Below are 18,347 nucleotides of genomic sequence, written 5' to 3' on the forward strand. Positions count from 1 at the left end.
TCACGTCACCTCCCCTGCAATGCGGCTGCGATGACGGCGCGCCCGATGGGTGCGGCCACGGATCCACCGGTCGCGGCGAGGGCTCGATCGCCACCGTCCTCGACGATGACGGCAATGGCGACCTTGGGATCCTCGGCGGGTGCGAATCCGATGTACCAGGCATGCGGCGGGGTGTTGCGCGGGTCGGAACCATGTTCTGCGGTACCGGTTTTCGATGCGATCTGGACCCCGGGGATCTTGCCCTCGCCGCTGGTGTTGTTCTCGGAGCCGATCATCAGGTCGGTCAGTGTCGCCGCGGTGGCCGAGCTGATCGCCTCGCCCATGGCCTTCGGCTGGTAGCTCGACAGGTCGGACAGGTCGGGAGATTGCAGCTGCTGCACCAGGTTCGGGGCCATCCGCACGCCGCCGTTGGCGACGGTGGCGGCGATGACGGCGTCCTGCAGCGGGGTCAACGCCACGTCGCGCTGGCCGATGCTGGACTGGCCGAGGGCGGCGTCGTCGTCGATGGGTCCGATGGTGCTGTCGGCGACGGTGAGCGGAATGGTCGTGTCCTCACCGATGCCGAAGGCCGCGGAGGTCTCGCGCATCCTGTCCACCCCGGTGTCGACGCCGAGCTCGACGAAGGCGGTGTTGCACGAGCGTGCGAACGCTTCACGCAGCGTCGCCGTCTGGCCACCGCCGCACGTCGAACCGTTGTAGTTCTCCAGCGTCGTCGAGGTTCCCGGCAACGTGATGTTCGACGCGGCCGTGAGTTGATCGTCCGGTGTGGCGCCCGCTTCGAGTGCGGCTGCGGTGGTGATCACCTTGAACGTCGATCCGGGTGGGTAGGTCTGCGAGATCGCCCGGTTGACCATCGGCTTCTCGGGATCGTTGCTCAGGTTCTCCCATGCCGCGGTGGTGGTGCTGCCGTCGTGGCTGGCCAGCAGGTTCGGGTCGTAGCTGGGGGTGCTGGCCATGGCGAGGATGTTGCCGGTGGCCGGGTCGAGGGCCACTACCGAGCCGGTGTATCCCTTGGCGGTCAGCTGGTCGTACGCGACCTGCTGAACGACGGGGTCGATGGTGGTGACGACGTTGCCGCCGCGGGGGTCTCGGCCGGAGATGAGGTCGAACAGTCGTCCACCGAAGAGCCGGTCGTCGGATCCGTTGAGTACGGGGTCCTCGGCGCGTTCGAGGCCGCTGCTCGAGTACAGCATCGAGTAGTAGCCGGTGATCGGCGCGTTGGCCTGCGGGCTGGCCGGGGAGATCGAATTCTGGGGGTAGGTGCGCAGGTACTTGTAGCGGTCGTCGGTGGGGACCGAGGATGCGAGCACCTGGCCGCCTGCCGAGATCTGACCGCGCTGGCGGGAGTACTCGTCGAGCAGTACCCGTGAGTTCCTCGGGTCGGTGCGCAGATCGTCGGCCTTGATGACCTGGAGGTAAGTGGCATTGGCGAGCAGTGCCACGACCATGACCATCACGGCGATGGACACGCGGCGCAGGGGAGTGTTCATGCGCGCTTCACCATCTCGGTGGGTGCCTCCGCGATGGGCGCTGCGGGGGCGGGCTTCTTCTTGGGCTTTGCCGGCTCACGGGCTGCGTCGGAGATCTTGATCAGCAGCGCGAGGAGCAGGTAGTTGGCGAGAAGCGACGATCCTCCGTAGGACAGATAGGGCGTGGTGAGGCCGGTGAGTGGGATGAGTTTGGTGACGCCGCCGACGACGACGAACAGCTGGATGGCAATGGTGAACGACAATCCCGCAGCGAGCAGTTTGCCGAAGCTGTCGCGAACGGCCAGCGCGGTACGCATACCGCGAATGATGAACAGCAAGTACAGGATCAGGACCGCGGTCAGGCCGATGAGGCCGAGCTCTTCGCCGACCGTCGCAATGATGAAGTCCGTCTTGGCGAAGGGCACCTGGGACGGTCGACCACTGCCGAGCCCGGTGCCCGCCAACCCGCCCGTGGCGAAGCTGAACATCGACTGGACGATCTGGTAGCCGGTGTCGTTGTAGTCGTCGAACGGTCGCAGCCAGGTGTCGGTGCGGATCTTGACGTGGCCGAACACCTGATATGCGAAGAGGAATCCGACGAGCAGCAGTCCGAAACCGATGATCAACCAGCCGACGCGTTCGGTGGCGATGTAGATCATCACCAGGACGGTTCCGAAGATCAGCAGCGACGTACCGAGGTCCTTCTCGAACACCAGCACGCCGACGGAGACGATCCACACCACCAGGATCGGCCCCAGATCGCGTGCCCGCGGAAAGTCCATTCCGAGGAAGTGCTTGCCGGCGACGGTGAACAGTTCCCGCTTGGCGACCAGCAACGATGCGAAGAAGATGAGCAGCAGAATCTTCGCGAACTCCCCGGGCTGAATACTGAAGCCGGGCAGCCGAATCCAGATCTTCGATCCGTTGACCTCGGAGAAGGCCGACGGCAGCATCGCCGGGATGGCCAGGAGCACCAGTCCGGCGAGACCGACGGTGTAGCCGTAGCGAGCCAGGGTGCGGTAATCACGCAGCAGCACGAGCAGAGCGACGAAACCGGCGATGGCCAGCGTCGTCCAGAGCACCTGCTGGTTGGCGTCGGGCGACGGAATGGGGTTTCCGAGATACTGAGCCTGCTGCTCGTCGGCCAGGTCGAGACGGTGAATGAGCACCAGACCGAGCCCGTTGAGCAGCGCCACGATCGGCAGCAGCAGCGGATCCGCGTAGGGCGCAAAGCGTCGCACGGCCAGGTGCGCCACCGTCATCAACGCGAGATAGGCCACCGCGTACTTCGCCAGATCCCAGGTGATGGTCTGTTCCTGACTGGCTTCGACCAGTACCAACGAGATCGTGGTGATCAGGACCGCGGCACCGAGAAGAAGCAGCTCGACGCCGCGCCGGTTCGATTGAATCGGTGCAGGCGCGAATCCTTCGGGTGGACTCGGAAAGGACCCTCCGGCGGACGGATTCGAACTCATCGAGTACCGGTCCTGCAGTTCTGACCGGGAATCTGCGGGACCGTCGGTGTCGGTACCGCAGTGGTGGTCGGTGCCGCCTCGGGAACGGGCTCCGCAGCCGGGGGCAACGGAACTCCGGGCGGCGGGATGATCGTCGTCGGAGTCGGTTCGACAGTCGTGGTGACGACCGGCTCGGTCTCGCACACCTGGAGCAGGTCACCGGAGGCCAACCGCTCGACCTGACCGCGCGCGTCGTCGAGAGATCCGGACGGCAAGCCGGCCGTGACCTGCTCGCGCGCGGCAGGCAGAAGGTCGTCGATCTCGAACGGAACGCAATCGGCCGGAGCGGCATCCGGAGCGGTCAGCGTGACGGCTCCGTCGTCGTCGAGGCAGCCGATCAGTTCCACGCTCTGCAGCGAGTAGCCCAGTACCGAGCCGGGAAGGCCCCTCAGCACGGTCACCTTGCTGTTGTCGGCACCGACGTAGTAGTTGCCTCTGATGATCGAATTGGCAACGAGCGCACCGATTGCCGCGAGTACCACCAGGGTCAGGGCGATCAACGTCCAGCGCAGTTTGTGCGACTTCTTCTCGGGCGTGACGACCGGGCTGGTGACGCGCTTGGGCGTCGTACGCGGTGGCCGCATCGCGGCGGCGCGTCCGGCTGCAGTGTTGGGCGGAGGGGCGTCTTCCTCGTCCTCGGTGCTGGCGGCACCGCCGAGGATGGGGTGGCTCTGTCCGTAGTCGAGGTCGATCACGTCGGCGACGACGACCGTCACGTTGTCGGGTCCGCCGCTGCGCAGCGCGAGTTCGATCAGGCGATCGGCGCACGGGCCCGTCTCGCCCTCGTTCATGGTGTTCTCGATGGTTTCGTCGCTGACGACGTCCGAGAGGCCGTCGGAGCACAGCAGGTAGCGGTCGCCTGCACGTACTTCCCGAACGGTGAGCGTCGGCTCGATCTCGTTGCCGGTGAGGGCACGCATGATCAAGGAACGTTGCGGGTGCGTGTGCGCCTGTTCGGCGGTGATGCGGCCCTCGTCGACGAGTGACTGAACGAAGGTGTCGTCGCGAGTGATCTGGGTGAGTGAGCCGTCGCGCAGCATGTACGCACGTGAGTCGCCGATGTGTACCAGTCCGATTCGCTTGCCCGCGAACAGGATTGCGGTCAGCGTGGTTCCCATGCCGTCGAGCTCGGGTTCGTCCTCGACCTGATCTGCGATGGACGCGTTGCCTTCGCGGGTTGCTGCCTCCAGCTTGCCCAGCAGATCCTCGCCGGGCTCGTCGTCGTCGAGATGAGCCAATGCGGCGATCATCAACTGCGAGGCCACTTCACCGGCCGCGTGACCGCCCATACCGTCGGCCAGCGCCAGTAGGCGAGCCCCGGCGTACACGGAGTCCTCGTTGTTGGATCGAACCAGACCGCGATCACTGCGGGCGGCGTAGCGAAGGACGAGGGTCACGGGCGCAACTCGATCACGGTCTTGCCGACGCGGACAGGAGTTCCCAGGGGCACGCGAACGGCGGTGGTCACCTTCGCGCGGTCGAGGTAGGTGCCGTTGGTCGAACCGAGGTCCTCGACGTACCAGTCACCGCCGCGGGGCGAGATGCGCGCATGCCGCGTCGACGAGTAGTCGTCTGTCAGAACGAGAGTGGAGTCGTCCGCGCGTCCGATGAGGACGGGCTGCGTTCCGAGCGAGATACGCGTTCCGGCGAGACCGCCCTGGGTCACCACGAGGTACTTGGCCACCTTCTGCTTGTTGAACGACGGAAGAACTTTCGAGCCGCCGGAGTAGCGAGCAGGCACTCGCATGCCTGCGGCCGCGTAGATGTCGCTGCGCAAGGTGCGAAGGACGGCCCAGACGAAGAACCACAACAACAGCAGGAAGCCCGCCCTTGTCAGTTGCAGAATCAATCCCTGCACGACGATTCACCTCCTCCTTCGCAATCGACCTGCATCCCGCCCACGCGAAAAGCCGCGGCGCGGCAGACATGGTTGCCTCGCAGCATCATAGGGTCAAGCAGCTCGTGTGGACGACATACGGGTCGGCGAGAGTGCGAGTCGAACCGCCGCCCGAGCCCACGAAAGATCGTCAGACGATCCGGACCAGAATTTCGGAGTGGCCGGCCCGAATGACGTCGCCGTCGGCCAGTTGCCAGTCCTGCACCGGAGCGCCGTTGACGGTGGTGCCGTTGGTGGAACCCAGATCGGAGAGCATGGCCACGCGGCCGTCCCACCGGATCTCGATGTGTCGACGCGAAACGCCGGTGTCGGGGAGTCGGAACTGTGCGTCCTGACCACGGCCGATGATGTTCTGACCGTCACGAAGCTGGAAGTAGCGGCCGCTGCCGTCTTCGAGCTGCAGCGTCGCGGCCAGCGCCTGACTGCGAGCTGCGTACGAGGCGGGCTGGTCGTAGCCGTACCCGTCACCGCGATCGCCCGCGCCCTGCTGCGGGTAGCCGCGACCGTAGGCGGCCGGGGCAGGCGGGTAGTCGTAGCCGGGCTGCTGGTAGCCGGGCTGCTGATATCCGGCGGCCTGGGGCTCGGCGTAGCGACCGGACGGGTCGTTGTACGCCTGATCCTGATAGGGGGCCTCGGAGTACGCAGCACTGTCGGCACCGCTGTACTGGTAGCCCTGAGCGTCGTAACCCTGCGCGTTGTAGCCGTGGGCGTCGTAACCCTGCGCGTTGTAACCCTGGGCGTCGTACCCCTGATCCTGGCCGCTGGGGTTGCCGTAGGCGTGCGGGTCGTAGCCCTGTTCCTGGCCGGCTGCGCTGTAGGCCTGACCCTGCTCGGGGTACGGCTGCTCGTCGTAGCCCTGGCCGTTGTACGGCTGCTGGTCGTAGCGCGGATCGTGCTCGGCAGGCGCGTAGGCCTGGGCGTCGTAGCCGTTCTGCTCACGTGCTGGGTAGCGCGGATCCTGGCCACCGGCGTAACCGTTGCGCGCGCGCGGATCGGGACGATGACCGTCCGCGGGGTCGCGCTGCGGGTCGTAGCCTGGGTTCTGCGTCATGTGGCCGGCTCCTGGTGTCGACATCGGTGGGGCAGACGGTCGCTGCGTAGCTGAAGGGACGGGACTCGGTGCTGCTTGTGCCGACGCGCCCTGCTGCGGGGACTCGTTCCGTGCAGCAGTCGCCGATCGTCCCACATCGGGATCGACCGAGCCACTGGCACGGAACTGTCCGGTGTGAAGGGTGGGCGACGGCTCGAAGCGAACCACCACGTCGCCGTAGGTCTGCCAGCCTTGATCGCGGATGTAATCGTCGAGGTGACGCGAGAACGCCTTGACCGTCAGTTCGCGGTCACCGGCGAGTTCGGCGTGGTCCGAGCTGTTGATGGTGATCACGTAGCTGTTGGGTGCCAGGAGGTGCCCGCCGTCCAGGGGCCGAACCAGGTCCGACGCTTCCTGCTGGAGCGCTGCCTCCACCTCCGCCGGTACGACGCCTCCGCCGAACACGCGGGCGAAGACGTCGCCGACAGCGCCCTGGAGCTTGCGTTCGAAACGCTGAACGATGCCCATCGTGACCCCTCCTCTCACTGTGTTCTTCCACCGTGTGGTGCCTGCTGGTGTGCAGGTCGCGACAGCCGCGTGTCATCACGAGGTCGCGCTCCAAGCATGATATACGGTGCCGCCGACGGGGACTGCCCGCCGCCGTCGGCTCACGGCACCTCGACGCGGCGATTTTCGAGCGCGGCATGGTGCGTGTTAGTGTTCTCGCCGTCACCCGGGCGGGTGGCGGAATGGCAGACGCGCTGGCTTCAGGTGCCAGTGTCCTTCGGGACGTGGGGGTTCAAGTCCCCCTCCGCCCACCACACTGGCCGCAGCTGATTCGATCGCTGCGGCCAGTAGTTTTCTCGGCCCTTTTTCCTCGAATCGTCTTACAGGCGTGTGATTCTCGGCCGATGTCGGCGCGGGTGTCCGAGACCCGGTCCCGAGGACGTCTCGTATCCGGAAATTCGCAGGTGGAAGCCCGTAATAGGTTTACCTTATTTGCGGTGGCACCCAGGTACTGACTTATCGTTCGTAGTTGGATCGGCCTCACCACGGCCGGATCCGCCACGACCCATTTTCTACCACGCGCCCACCTGCTCGTGCAGAGGAAAGCGTCGACGATCGACAGGTGCAGCTTCAACGGCGAGGACGCACCGCAGGCCGTTCGTGCAGCCGGTTACACCACACCGTCGCCGACGAGTATCAAGGCTGGACTTATCCGAAGGCTAGGTATGAAGCACACTCCGGGCCCGCAAGGCCTCTACGATCCCGCCAACGAACACGACTCCTGTGGTGTCGCGTTCGTGGTGGACATGCACGGTCGACGCAGTCGCGACATCGTCGAGAAGGCGATCACCGCACTGGTCAACCTCGAGCACCGCGGTGCTGCCGGCTCCGAACCGAACACCGGTGACGGTGCAGGCATTCTGATCCAGGTTCCGGACGCGTTCTTCCGCGCCGTCGTAGATTTCGAGCTTCCCGCGCCCGGCGCGTACGCAACCGGTGTCGCATTTCTTCCGCAGGGTCGCAGCGACGCAGCACGCGCCTGCGAGGGTGTCGAGCGCATCGTCGTCAGCGAGGGCCTGACGATTCTCGGTTGGCGTGAGGTTCCCACCGACGATTCCTCTCTCGGCGCTCTGGCGCGCGACGCGATGCCGACCTTCCGGCAGTTGTTCCTCGCGGCTCCGGACGCGTCGATCACCGACCTCGAACTCGAGCGTCGTGCGTTCGTCATCCGCAAGCGGGTCGAGCACGAGCTGGGCGAAGAGGGCGCGGGCAAGGACGGCCCCGGCCGCGAGACCGTGTACTTCCCGTCACTGTCCTCGCAGACCTTCGTCTACAAGGGCATGTTGACCACGCCTCAGCTCAAGGGCTTCTACCTCGACCTGCAGGACGAGCGCGTCGAAAGCGCACTGGGACTTGTGCATTCGCGCTTCTCGACCAACACGTTCCCGTCGTGGCCGCTGGCGCATCCGTTCCGACGCGTCGCCCACAACGGCGAGATCAACACCGCCACCGGCAACGAGAACTGGATGCGTGCTCGCGAGGCGCTCATCACCTCCGACGTGTTCGGCGGTTCCGAGGCGCTCGAGAAGATCTTCCCCGTGGTCACCCACGGAGCAAGTGACACAGCACGTTTCGACGAGGTGCTCGAGCTGCTGCACCTCGGTGGACGCAGCTTGCCGCACGCCGTGCTCATGATGATTCCCGAGGCGTGGGAGCGGCACGAGTCGATGGACCCCGCACGTCGGGCGTTCTACAAGTACCATTCCTCGCTGATGGAGCCCTGGGACGGACCGGCGTCGGTGTGCTTCACCGACGGCACCGTCATCGGCGCGGTCCTGGACCGCAACGGCCTGCGTCCGAGCCGGCTGTGGGTCACCGACGACGGTCTGGTCGTCATGGCCTCCGAGGTCGGCGTTCTCGACATCGATCCGTCGAAGGTCGTCCGCAAGGTTCGCCTGCAGCCCGGCCGCATGTTCCTGGTGGACACCGCGCAGGGCCGCATCGTCTCCGACGACGAGATCAAGGACGAGCTCGCGGCCGAGCATCCGTACCAGCAGTGGCTCGACGAGGGCTTGACCTCGATCGACGATCTGCCCGAGCGTCCGCACGTGCACATGCCGCACGACCGCGTGCTCATCCGTCAGCAGATCTTCGGATACACCACCGAGGAACTGAACGTGCTGGTCTCGCCCATGGCGAAGTCCGGTGCCGAGGCCATCGGTTCCATGGGTACCGATACCCCGATCGCCGTGCTGTCGGCTCGCCCGCGGATGCTGTTCGACTACTTCTCGCAGCTGTTCGCGCAGGTCACCAACCCGCCGCTCGATGCCATCCGCGAGGAGATCGTCACCAGCCTCGGCGGCACCATCGGACCCGAGGGCGATCTGCTCAACCCGGGTGCCGACGGCTGCAAGCAGATCGTGCTTCCGCAGCCGATCCTGCACAACGACGACCTCGCCAAGCTCGTCCACATCAACGACGAAGGCACGCAGGAAGAGCTGCGCTCGGTGGTCGTGCGCGGCCTGTACCCGGTGTCCGAGGGTGGTGAGGGTCTCCGAAAGTCGTTGGAGGCCATTCGCGCTCAGGTGTCCGCTGCCATCTCCGGTGGCGCGCGGATCATCGTGCTCTCGGACCGTGAGTCCAGCGAGAAGCTCGCTCCGATTCCGTCGCTGCTGCTCACCTCCGCGGTGCACCATCACCTCGTCCGGGAGAAGACCCGCACCAAGGTCGGTCTGATCATCGAGGCCGGTGATGCCCGCGAGGTGCACCACATGGCTCTGCTCATCGGTTTCGGTGCGGCAGCGGTCAACCCGTACATGGCGTTCGAGTCGATCGAGGACATGATCGAGCGCGGCTCCCTCACCGACATCTCCTTCGACAAGGCCGTGTCCAACTACATCAAGGCCGCGGGCAAGGGTGTGCTGAAGGTGATGTCCAAGATGGGCATCTCGACCCTCGCGTCGTACACCGGAGCTCAGCTGTTCCAGGTCATCGGCCTCTCGCAGGAACTGGTCGACGAGTATTTCACCGGCCTCAACAGCCACCTGGGCGGAATCGATCTCGACCAGGTCGCCGACGACGTCGCAGCGCGGCACGCGGTCGCGTACCTCGACAACCGTCAGGAGCGCGCGCACCGCGAGCTCGAAACCGGTGGCGAATACCAGTGGCGTCGGGAAGGGGAGTACCACCTCTTCAACCCGGACACGGTGTTCAAGCTGCAGCACTCCACCCGCACCGGTCAGTACGACATCTTCAAGGAATACACGAAGATGGTCGACGACCAGTCCGAGCGCCTCGCGTCGCTGCGCGGTCTGTTCCGCTTCAAGACCGAAGAGCGGCAAGCCATTTCGATCGACGAGGTCGAGCCGGCCAGTGAGATCGTCAAGCGTTTCTCCACCGGTGCGATGAGCTACGGCTCCATCTCGGCCGAGGCGCACGAGACCCTCGCCATCGCCATGAACCGTCTCGGCGGGCGCTCGAACTCCGGTGAGGGCGGCGAGGACGTCTCGCGGTTCGAGCCGGACGAGAACGGCGACTGGCGACGCAGTGCCATCAAGCAGGTCGCGTCGGGACGCTTCGGTGTCACCTCGCACTACCTGACCAACTGCACCGACATCCAGATCAAGATGGCGCAGGGAGCCAAGCCCGGTGAGGGCGGCCAGCTTCCGGCGCACAAGGTGTACCCGTGGGTCGCCGAGGTTCGGCATTCGACGCCCGGCGTCGGTCTGATCTCGCCGCCGCCGCACCACGACATCTACTCGATCGAGGATCTCGCGCAGCTGATCCACGACCTGAAGAACGCCAACCCGCAGGCCCGCATCCACGTGAAGCTGGTCTCCGAGGTCGGCGTCGGAACGGTCGCCGCGGGTGTGTCCAAGGCGCACGCCGACGTGGTGCTCATCTCGGGCCACGACGGCGGCACCGGCGCGACGCCGCTGACGTCGGTCAAGCACGCGGGTGGACCGTGGGAGCTCGGGTTGGCCGAAACGCAGCAGACGTTGCTGCTCAACGGTCTTCGTGATCGCATCGTCGTGCAGGTGGACGGCCAGCTCAAGACCGGACGTGACGTGATGGTCGCGGCTCTGCTCGGCGGCGAGGAGTTCGGTTTCGCCACCGCTCCGCTCGTCGTCTCGGGCTGCATCATGATGCGCGTCTGCCACCTCGACACCTGCCCCGTCGGTGTCGCTACGCAGAACCCGTTGCTGCGCAAGCGTTTCGCGGGCAAGCCGGAGTTCGTCGAGAACTTCTTCATGTTCATCGCCGAAGAGGTTCGCGAGCTCATGGCCGAGCTCGGCTTCCGCACACTGGACGAGGCCGTCGGCCAGGTGGGTCTGCTGGACACCACTGCGGCCAAGGAGCACTGGAAGGCGTCGAAGCTGGATCTGTCGCCGATCCTCGAAGAGGTCGAGTCGGCGTTCATGAACCAGAACCTCTACAACACCGGCGTTCAGGATCACGGTCTCGACAAGGCCCTCGACCAGCAGCTCATCGCGGCCAGCCGCAATGCGTTGGACAAGGGCGAGAAGGTCGCGTTCGAGTCCAAGATCACCAACGTCAACCGCACCGTCGGCACGATGCTCGGGCACGAGGTCACCAAGGCGTACGGCGGCGTCGGACTGCCGGACGACACCATCGAGATCACGTTCACCGGCTCGGCCGGAAACAGTTTCGGTGCGTTCGTGCCTTCCGGCATGACGTTGCGTCTCAACGGAGACGCCAACGACTTCGTCGGCAAGGGCCTGTCCGGTGGACACCTCGTGCTGCGGCCGTCGTTGAACGCGCCGAAGGGATTCGTCGCCGAGGACAACATCATCGGCGGCAACGTGTTCCTGTTCGGCGCCACCAGCGGTGAGGCTCTCATCCGCGGTGTCGTCGGCGAGCGCTTCGCCGTTCGTAACTCCGGTGCCGTTGCCGTCGTCGAAGGCGTCGGCGATCACGGCTGCGAGTACATGACCGGCGGCAAGGTCGTCATTCTGGGCACGACGGGCCGGAACTTCGGTGCCGGTATGTCCGGCGGTGTCGCGTTCGTCTTCGATCCGAACAAGACGTTCGAGGCCAACCTCAACACCGAGCTGGTCGACATCGAGGAGCTCGAGGGTGACGAGTTCACCTGGCTCCGCGACATCGTCACTCGCCATCAGGAGCAGACCGGCTCCGAGGTGGCCGAGCGGATCCTCGCGGATTGGTCACAGCAGGTGAACCATTTCGTGAAGGTCATGCCTCGCGACTACAAGAAGGTACTGCTGGCCATCTCCGAAGCCGAGAAGAACGGCGCGGACGTGGACGAAGCGATCATGGAGGCAGCTCGTGGGTGACCCACAGGGATTTCTGAAGAACACGGTTCGCGAAGTACCGAAGCGGCGGCCCGTCGACCTGCGTCTGATGGACTGGAAAGAGGTCTACGAAGACTTCTCGAAGGACACTCTGCGCACCCAGGCGAGTCGATGCATGGACTGCGGTATTCCGTTCTGCCACAACGGCTGCCCACTGGGGAACCTGATTCCCGAGTGGAACGACCTGGTGTTCAAGGACCGCTGGCGCGACAGCATCGATCGGTTGCACGCCACCAACAACTTCCCGGAATTCACCGGACGGTTGTGCCCCGCCCCGTGCGAAGCGTCGTGCGTGCTGGGTATCAACCAGGATCCGGTCACCATCAAGCAGGTCGAGGTCGAGATCATCGACAAGGCCTTCGAGGAGGGCTGGGTCACGCCGGTCTACCCGACGCATCTGACCGGCAAGACCGTCGCCGTCGTCGGCTCCGGCCCCGCGGGACTCGCTGCAGCGCAGCAGCTCACCCGCGCGGGCCACACCGTCACGGTGTTCGAGCGTGCCGATCGCATCGGCGGACTGCTGCGGTACGGCATCCCCGAGTTCAAGATGGAGAAGCGCCACATCGATCGTCGGCTCGCGCAGATGGAGGCCGAGGGCACCGTCTTCCGCACCGGTGTCGATGTGGGCGTGGACATCTCGGCCGACGAACTGCGCGAGCAGTTCGACGCCGTGGTCCTGTCCGGCGGCGCCACCGCGTGGCGCGACCTGCCCATCGAGGGCCGCGAGCTCGACGGCATCTACCAGGCCATGGAGTTCCTGCCGCACGCCAACCGCGTCCAGCAGGGTGATTTCGCCGCGCCGCCCGTCAGTGCCGAGGGCAAGAAGGTCGTCATCATCGGCGGCGGAGACACCGGTGCCGACTGCCTCGGGACCTCGCACCGTCAGGGTGCCGAGAGCGTGCACCAGTTCGAGATCATGGCCCGGCCGCCCGAGGAGCGTGCGACGTCCACGCCGTGGCCGACGTACCCGCTGATGTACCGGGTTGCCTCGGCACACGAGGAGGGTGGCGAACGCGTCTTTTCCGTCAACACCGAGCGTTTCGTCGGCGAAGACGGCAAGGTCACCGCACTCGAAGCCTGCGAGGTCGAGTTCAAGGCCGGCAAGTTCGAGAAGGTCGAGGGCAGCGAATTCACCCTCGAAGCCGACCTGGTGCTGCTCGCGATGGGATTCGTCGGACCCGACAAGGGCGGTCTACTGACCGACCTGGGCGTCGACTTCAACCAGCGCGGCAACGTCGAGCGCACCAACGAGTGGGTCACCAACGTCCCCGGCGTGTTCGTTGCCGGTGACATGGGCCGCGGCCAGTCGCTCATCGTGTGGGCAATCGCCGAGGGCCGCTCCTGCGCGGCCGCCGTCGACACGTTCCTGCAGGGTGCGACCGCACTGCCGTCGCCGATCGTGCCCACCCAGGCACCGCAGCGGTAGGTCGCGGTAGCTTTCCCGTCGCCCCCCGTCGGGATCAATGTGGCTTTGTTGCAGTCGGACCGACTGAAACTCACATTGATCCCGGGGGGGTGGGCGGCCGAACCGTGTGACGGACGGTTACGTCCGTTAACCATGTAGGCATCTGATGGTCACAGGCCCCTGGCATTGTCGGAATCGAACAACGAAGCGTTCGATGACCAGTGAGGCCCCCTCCCCATGAGTGTCAAGAAGATCTGCGCCGGTATCGGCGTCGCTGCAGCTGTTGCGTCCGGTCTGGTTGTCGGAGCGGCATCGCCTGCCGCCGCTGACCCTGGCGATTGCCCGACGATGTACGTCGTGGCCATTCCGGGCACGTGGGAGACCAGTTCGGGTGCCGCGCCGAAGCCGGGGATACTCACCGACGTCACCGATCGTCTCGGTAGCGGCATCCGTACCGACTACGTCTCGTATCCCGCCACCGCGTTCCCGTGGGAGGGCGAGGTGTACGGGCAGTCCCGTGCCGAGGCCGTCGCCAATGCTGGCGGGATGCTGAAGGCCATGGCCGATCGTTGTGGCGCAACGAAACTCGGCATCATCGGCTACAGCCAGGGAGCCGACGCGGCAGGTGATCTCGCCGCAGCCATCGGCACCGGAGTGGGCGTGGTACCCGCGGACAAGGTGGTGGCGGTGGGCTTGATCTCCGACCCGAAGCGCTCCGACACCGATGCTCTGGTGGGGCCGGCCGTGGTCGGAACCGGTGTCGGCGGACCTCGGGTGGGCGGATTCGGCTACGTCAGCCCCGTGGTGCGCACCTTCTGTGCCGTCGGCGATCTGTACTGCTCGACGCCCAAGGACGACTACGTCGCGCGGTTGGCCGGATTCTTGGCCGTGTCGTCCAACCCTGCGCCGAACGTTGCCGATCAGTACTCGCAGGAAGCACAGTCCCTGATCGCGGACCTCGCAGCGGCCGGTGGTCTGCCGGTGTTGCAGGGCCAGCTCACCGACCAGGCGAACGCTCAGCGTCAGAGGGAGATCGAGGCGTTCTACCGCTCCGGCATCCACCAGGAGTACCAGAGCTACGACGTCGGAAACGGCCAGTCCGCGACGCGGTGGCTGGCACGCTATCTCGCCGACGCGGTCTGACGGCGTAGCAGCACGAAGACGGTGACGGCACTGACGGCCATCAGGGCGGCGCTCGCGCCCGACGCAAGGTTGAAACCGTCGATGAAGGACGAGTTCGCGACAGCAGTCAGTTGCGAGGAGAACGGCTCCGGCAGGTAATCCGCCACGGCGATGGCACCGCCGATGGTTTCCCGTGCGGGATCGGCGATCTCGGCAGGGGTCCCAGCGGGGATGGCGTCGTCCATGCGGTGTCGGTAGACGGTGCTGCCGATCGTGCCGAGGATCGCGATGCCGACGGCGCCGCCCAGTTCGGCTCCGGTTTCGGACAATGCCGATGCGGCACCGGCCTTTTCGGGAGCCGCTGCGGTGAGCACGATGTCGGAGTTGAGCGTCGAGGCCGCGCCGATTCCGAAGGTCAGCACGGCCATGCCGGTGAGCAGTAGCGGCAGTCCTGAGTCGGCGCTGACGAATGCCATTGCCGTGCAACCGATGGCGATGAACAGCAGGCCGCCCGCAATGATGGTGCCGGTCCGGATCACCTTGCTCAGCGTCGGTGCGAGCACGGCACCGGCCGCGGCGGCGACAGCCGGAACGAGGAGCCACAGACCTGCTTCGAGCGGCCCCAGCCCGACGACCAGCTGAAGGTACTGCGAGGCGAAGAGACTGAATCCGGTCATGGCGAAGATGACCAGGAATTGCACCACGACCGCTGCGCTGAAGGCACGTTCGGCGAACAGCGTGACGTCGATCAGTGGATTGGCGGCCTTGCGTTGCCGGATGACGAACATCGCACCGAGCGTGAGTCCGGCGAGGGCTGTGGTGACCGTTGCTACGTCGATCCCTTCCTGCGCGCCGTGCTTGATGGTGAAGACGATCGAGAGCATCGAGGAGATCGCGAGGACCACGCTGATCGGGTCGAATTTGCCGGGGTCGGTGTCCTTGAACTCGGGGACCAGGAGTGGGGCAGCAACGAAGAGCACCACCATGATGGGGATGTTGATCAGGAACACCGAACCCCACCAGAAGTGCTCGAGCAGAACACCCCCGATGACAGGCCCCACCGCGGCACCGCCCGCGAAACCGGCGGTCCACAGTCCGATGGCTTCCTTGCGTTGAGTGGGATCGTGAAACATGTTGCGTATCAACGACAATGTGCTCGGAGCAATGGTGGCACCGCCGATTCCCAGCAGAGCGCGCGCAGCAAGAAGCATTTCGGGGGAGGTGGAGAACGTCGCGGCCAACGAGGCGATGCCGAAGACGACGGCACCGATCATCAACAGGGTGCGTCGGCCGATCCGATCGCCCAGAGAGCCCATGGTGATGAGCAGCCCGGCGAGCAGAAAGCCGTAGATGTCGAGAATCCACAGCGTCTGGTTGCCGGTGGGTTCTAGATCGGCCGTCATGAACGGCAGGGCCAGATACAGCACCGACATGTCCATCGACACGACGAGAATCGGCACCACCAGCACCGCGAGGCCGAGCCACTCCTTACCGGTGGCGCGCTGGTCGGTTGCCGTCTGGCTCACTGTGACTTCCCTTCCCGAATGGACACCTCAGCTTAGGTGGGTCGGGAGTACGTTCGGTGACGAAGAGCTCTCTCGCCGAACGAAGGAAACATCACCTCATGACCAACGATCTGAAGGTCGTCGCCACGATCATCGCCAAGCCGGATGCCATCGACGCCGTGCGCGACGGCCTCGCGGCCCTCGTCGCCGAATCACGGAAGGAAGACGGGAACGTCTCCTACGAACTGTTCGAGTCGGCGATCGAGCCGGGTACGTTCATCACCATCGAGGTGTGGAAGTCGCAGGAGGACCTCGACGGTCACATGCAGACCCCGCATCTGCAGCAGGCGTTAAGCGAGTTCGGTGCCCATCTCGCGGCTCCGCCCGCCATCCATCCGCTCCGACCCGTCGGCTGAGTCTCCCCGCGCGCTCGCGTACACCAGCGCCGAGACGGCCAGCAAGGCCGCCGTGGCACCGATCGCGAGCCAGCCGGTCCCGCTCATCTCGCCCGACGCGATGATGCGGGCACCGGCCGCGGTGTAACTCATCGGCATGAACACCGCCAGATCGCCCCAGATGGGCGCAGTCGATGCGTATGCGAAGCCGCAGACGACGACCTGCACCACGAGGGCGACGACGTTGACGATCTGGCCGACCACGGCACCGAGCAACAGTTGAATAGATCCCGCTGCGGCGAGGTAAGCCGCGGCCGAGACGATCAGGAACGCGCCTGCACCCAGCACCGGTCCGAGGGCTGCATCGGTGGCGAAAGCGAAGGCGACGGCTGCGCTGATGCCGACGGCAGCGACGGCCGCGACCACCGAGAGCAATCGTGGGTTGCTGTTCCTGCCGAGTACTCGAACGAGACTGACGCATCCCAGTGCTCCGAGAGCCACCAGCGCGGCGATCAGATACGGGGTGGCACCGGCACCGCCGGACGTTGTCGTGGCCACGAGATTTTGCTCCGCGGCCCCGTCGTCGGTGGTGGCAGCGGTTCCCTGCGGAAGTGCCGCGGAGGCGTCGCGCACGTTGGTGGCAATGCCGTTGACGATGCCCTCGACCGGCTCGACCGACGTCACGAGCTGATCGGTACCTGCCTTGAGCTGCTGGCCACCGTCGTCGAGCTGGCCGAGTCCGTCCCGCAACTGCACCGTGGCGTCGCCGAGCTGAGCGGTGGCCCCGAGGAACTGACTGTTCGGGTCGTTGAGCTCGGAGGACAGCTGCTGAGCACCACCTTTGAGGGTCTGCAGCTGGGCGAGAGTGTCGGGGCCGAAGGCCTGCGTGTTCAGGGTGTCGATGACGCCCCGGATCTCGCCGGAGATGGCGTCGGATCCCGGGTGCGGGAAGCGATCGACCTGGTCCGCGGTGGCGGCGAGTTTGGCGGTGAAATCGGCCTGCAGCGCCCCGAATCCGGCGAGTTGGTCGACGACCTGGTCGACGCCACCGCTGATCTGAGACGCGCCGTCACCGAGCTGACCGATGCCGTCGCGATACTGCCCGAACCCGTCGGCGAGCTGAATCGTTCCGTCGTGAGCCTGGGTGATGCCGTCGGCGAGCTGCCCGACGCCGTCGTTGAGCTGCGTTCCGCCCTCGGTCAGCTGACCGATACCGCTGGAGAGAAAAGTGATGGGCAGAGATGCGCTGTTGAGGCTGGTCCGGGCCGCGGCCAGAGGATCCGCCGTCTGCTGGTCCGGTGCCGGTGCCTGCTCCGTGTCGGCGACGGCGGTGGTGGTGGTCGCCGTGGATTCGCCACCGAGGTCGTAGCCGGTGCCGAGTGCAAAAGCACCTACCGCCACCAGAGGAAACGCCAGCGCAGTGAGAGCAACGGCAGGACGTCGGAAGATACGCAATTCACCCATGATGAGTTCGAGGCTAACTGCCAGGTTCGGCCTCGCCGACCACTCGATGGCCGTCGACGCTGCGTTTCATGCCCTCTACCTGCGAGTTTAAGAGCTCTCTGTGGATTGTCGGTTCCGGGGCAACAGGTCCCACACATGCTCGGTCTCGTTCACCGAGGAGACCGACCTGGAGCCACTGCGGGAGAACAGCACACGTGTCACCGAGCAGTAGTCGATCGGGAAGCCGAGCACCTTCGGGGTCTGCAGAATGTCCTGCAGCAGGATGTTGATCACGCCGCCGTGGGCGAAGAGCGCGACAGTGTCGGTGTGTGCGCTGGCCGAGACGATGTCGGCGACGCCGGCCAGAACTCGCTGCCGAAACGCCTGCTCGTCGACCTGCTCGGGAAGGTGCCCGGCCTTGATGCGATCGAATGCCTCACGGAACTCGGTTTTGGCGGACTCGATCGGAACGTAGCCGCCGAAGTCGCGATCGTATTCGGCCACACGCTCGTCGGACTCGACGGTCAGACCGAGCCGATCGGCAAGAGGCTGCGCCGTCTGAACAGCGCGGAGTTGCGAACTCGACACGACTCGGGAGACCGGGAACCTGGCCACGGCACCCGGAACCCGCAGAGATTGTTCGACGCCGAGCTCGGCGAGAGCGGGATCGGCCGAGGTCTCCGACCGTTGCGGGAGAGCGTGCCGCACCAGAACCAGTTGCATCGAC

Annotated in this window: 12 protein-coding genes and 1 tRNA gene; 5 read left to right on the forward strand and 8 right to left on the reverse strand. The window is 65.6% G+C overall.

From position 1 onward, the window contains the following. Window positions 1-5: 5 nt before the first annotated feature. From CH291_RS09940 to CH291_RS09960, 5 genes are all read right to left on the reverse strand, one after another. Window positions 6-1,490, reverse strand: coding sequence for a peptidoglycan D,D-transpeptidase FtsI family protein (locus CH291_RS09940; RefSeq protein ID WP_068045550.1), 1,485 nt, complete (start codon window positions 1,488-1,490; stop codon window positions 6-8). Further along, window positions 1,487-2,944 (reverse strand): FtsW/RodA/SpoVE family cell cycle protein, encoded by a 1,458-nt coding sequence (locus CH291_RS09945; RefSeq protein WP_094638419.1) that lies wholly within the window; start codon window positions 2,942-2,944, stop codon window positions 1,487-1,489. The genes CH291_RS09940 and CH291_RS09945 overlap by 4 nt, the downstream gene beginning before the upstream one ends. After that, a complete protein-coding gene (locus CH291_RS09950) occupies window positions 2,941-4,380 on the reverse strand; it encodes a PP2C family protein-serine/threonine phosphatase (protein WP_094638420.1) in 1,440 nt (479 codons plus the stop codon). The genes CH291_RS09945 and CH291_RS09950 overlap by 4 nt, the downstream gene beginning before the upstream one ends. Further along, entirely contained in the window at window positions 4,377-4,841 is a 465-nt protein-coding gene (locus CH291_RS09955) for an FHA domain-containing protein FhaB/FipA (protein WP_037195344.1), read from the reverse strand. Before CH291_RS09955 ends, CH291_RS09950 begins: the two co-directional genes overlap by 4 nt. Window positions 4,842-5,010: 169 nt before the next feature. Further along, window positions 5,011-6,438 carry a DUF3662 and FHA domain-containing protein gene (locus CH291_RS09960; protein ID WP_094687355.1) on the reverse strand — a complete coding sequence of 476 codons (1,428 nt, stop codon included), beginning with the start codon at window positions 6,436-6,438 and terminating at the stop codon, window positions 5,011-5,013. Between the two features lie 207 nt (window positions 6,439-6,645). On the opposite strand from CH291_RS09960, the gene CH291_RS09965 reads away from it, so the two are divergent. The 4 genes from CH291_RS09965 (at window position 6,646) to CH291_RS09980 (ending at window position 14,298) form a co-directional block, all read left to right on the forward strand. Continuing rightward, window positions 6,646-6,731: transfer RNA gene (locus CH291_RS09965), tRNA-Leu, on the forward strand. A gap of 411 nt (window positions 6,732-7,142) precedes the next feature. Then, window positions 7,143-11,732: a glutamate synthase large subunit gene (gene gltB, locus CH291_RS09970; RefSeq protein ID WP_094638422.1), complete on the forward strand. Its 4,590-nt coding sequence runs from the start codon at window positions 7,143-7,145 to the stop codon at window positions 11,730-11,732. Next, on the forward strand, window positions 11,725-13,176 hold the full coding sequence (locus tag CH291_RS09975) for a glutamate synthase subunit beta (RefSeq protein ID WP_094616198.1): 1,452 nt from the start codon (window positions 11,725-11,727) through the stop codon (window positions 13,174-13,176). The genes gltB and CH291_RS09975 overlap by 8 nt, the downstream gene beginning before the upstream one ends. Before the next feature lie 216 nt (window positions 13,177-13,392). Then, the gene (locus tag CH291_RS09980; protein ID WP_094687356.1) at window positions 13,393-14,298 is read left to right on the forward strand and encodes a cutinase family protein; all 906 of its coding nucleotides are present in this window, start codon (window positions 13,393-13,395) and stop codon (window positions 14,296-14,298) included. Here CH291_RS09980 and CH291_RS09985 read toward each other — a convergent pair. Next, window positions 14,277-15,803, reverse strand: a complete 1,527-nt coding sequence (locus tag CH291_RS09985; RefSeq protein WP_094687357.1) for an MFS transporter — start codon at window positions 15,801-15,803, stop codon at window positions 14,277-14,279. The two genes, CH291_RS09980 and CH291_RS09985, sit on opposite strands and share 22 nt — an antisense overlap. Window positions 15,804-15,901: 98 nt before the next feature. Between CH291_RS09985 and CH291_RS09990 the strand changes: the two genes are divergently transcribed. Continuing rightward, window positions 15,902-16,198, forward strand: a complete 297-nt coding sequence (locus CH291_RS09990) for a putative quinol monooxygenase (protein ID WP_068045525.1) — start codon at window positions 15,902-15,904, stop codon at window positions 16,196-16,198. Here CH291_RS09990 and CH291_RS09995 read toward each other — a convergent pair. Beyond that, window positions 16,133-17,641, reverse strand: a complete 1,509-nt coding sequence (locus CH291_RS09995; RefSeq protein WP_094687358.1) for a phage infection protein — start codon at window positions 17,639-17,641, stop codon at window positions 16,133-16,135. The two genes, CH291_RS09990 and CH291_RS09995, sit on opposite strands and share 66 nt — an antisense overlap. An 87-nt stretch (window positions 17,642-17,728) precedes the next feature. Then, a complete protein-coding gene (locus CH291_RS10000) occupies window positions 17,729-18,343 on the reverse strand; it encodes a histidine phosphatase family protein (RefSeq protein WP_094687359.1) in 615 nt (204 codons plus the stop codon). Window positions 18,344-18,347 lie beyond the last annotated feature (4 nt).

It is taken from the genome of Rhodococcus sp. 14-1411-2a (assembly GCF_002259485.1).
GTDB lineage: Bacteria > Actinomycetota > Actinomycetes > Mycobacteriales > Mycobacteriaceae > Rhodococcoides.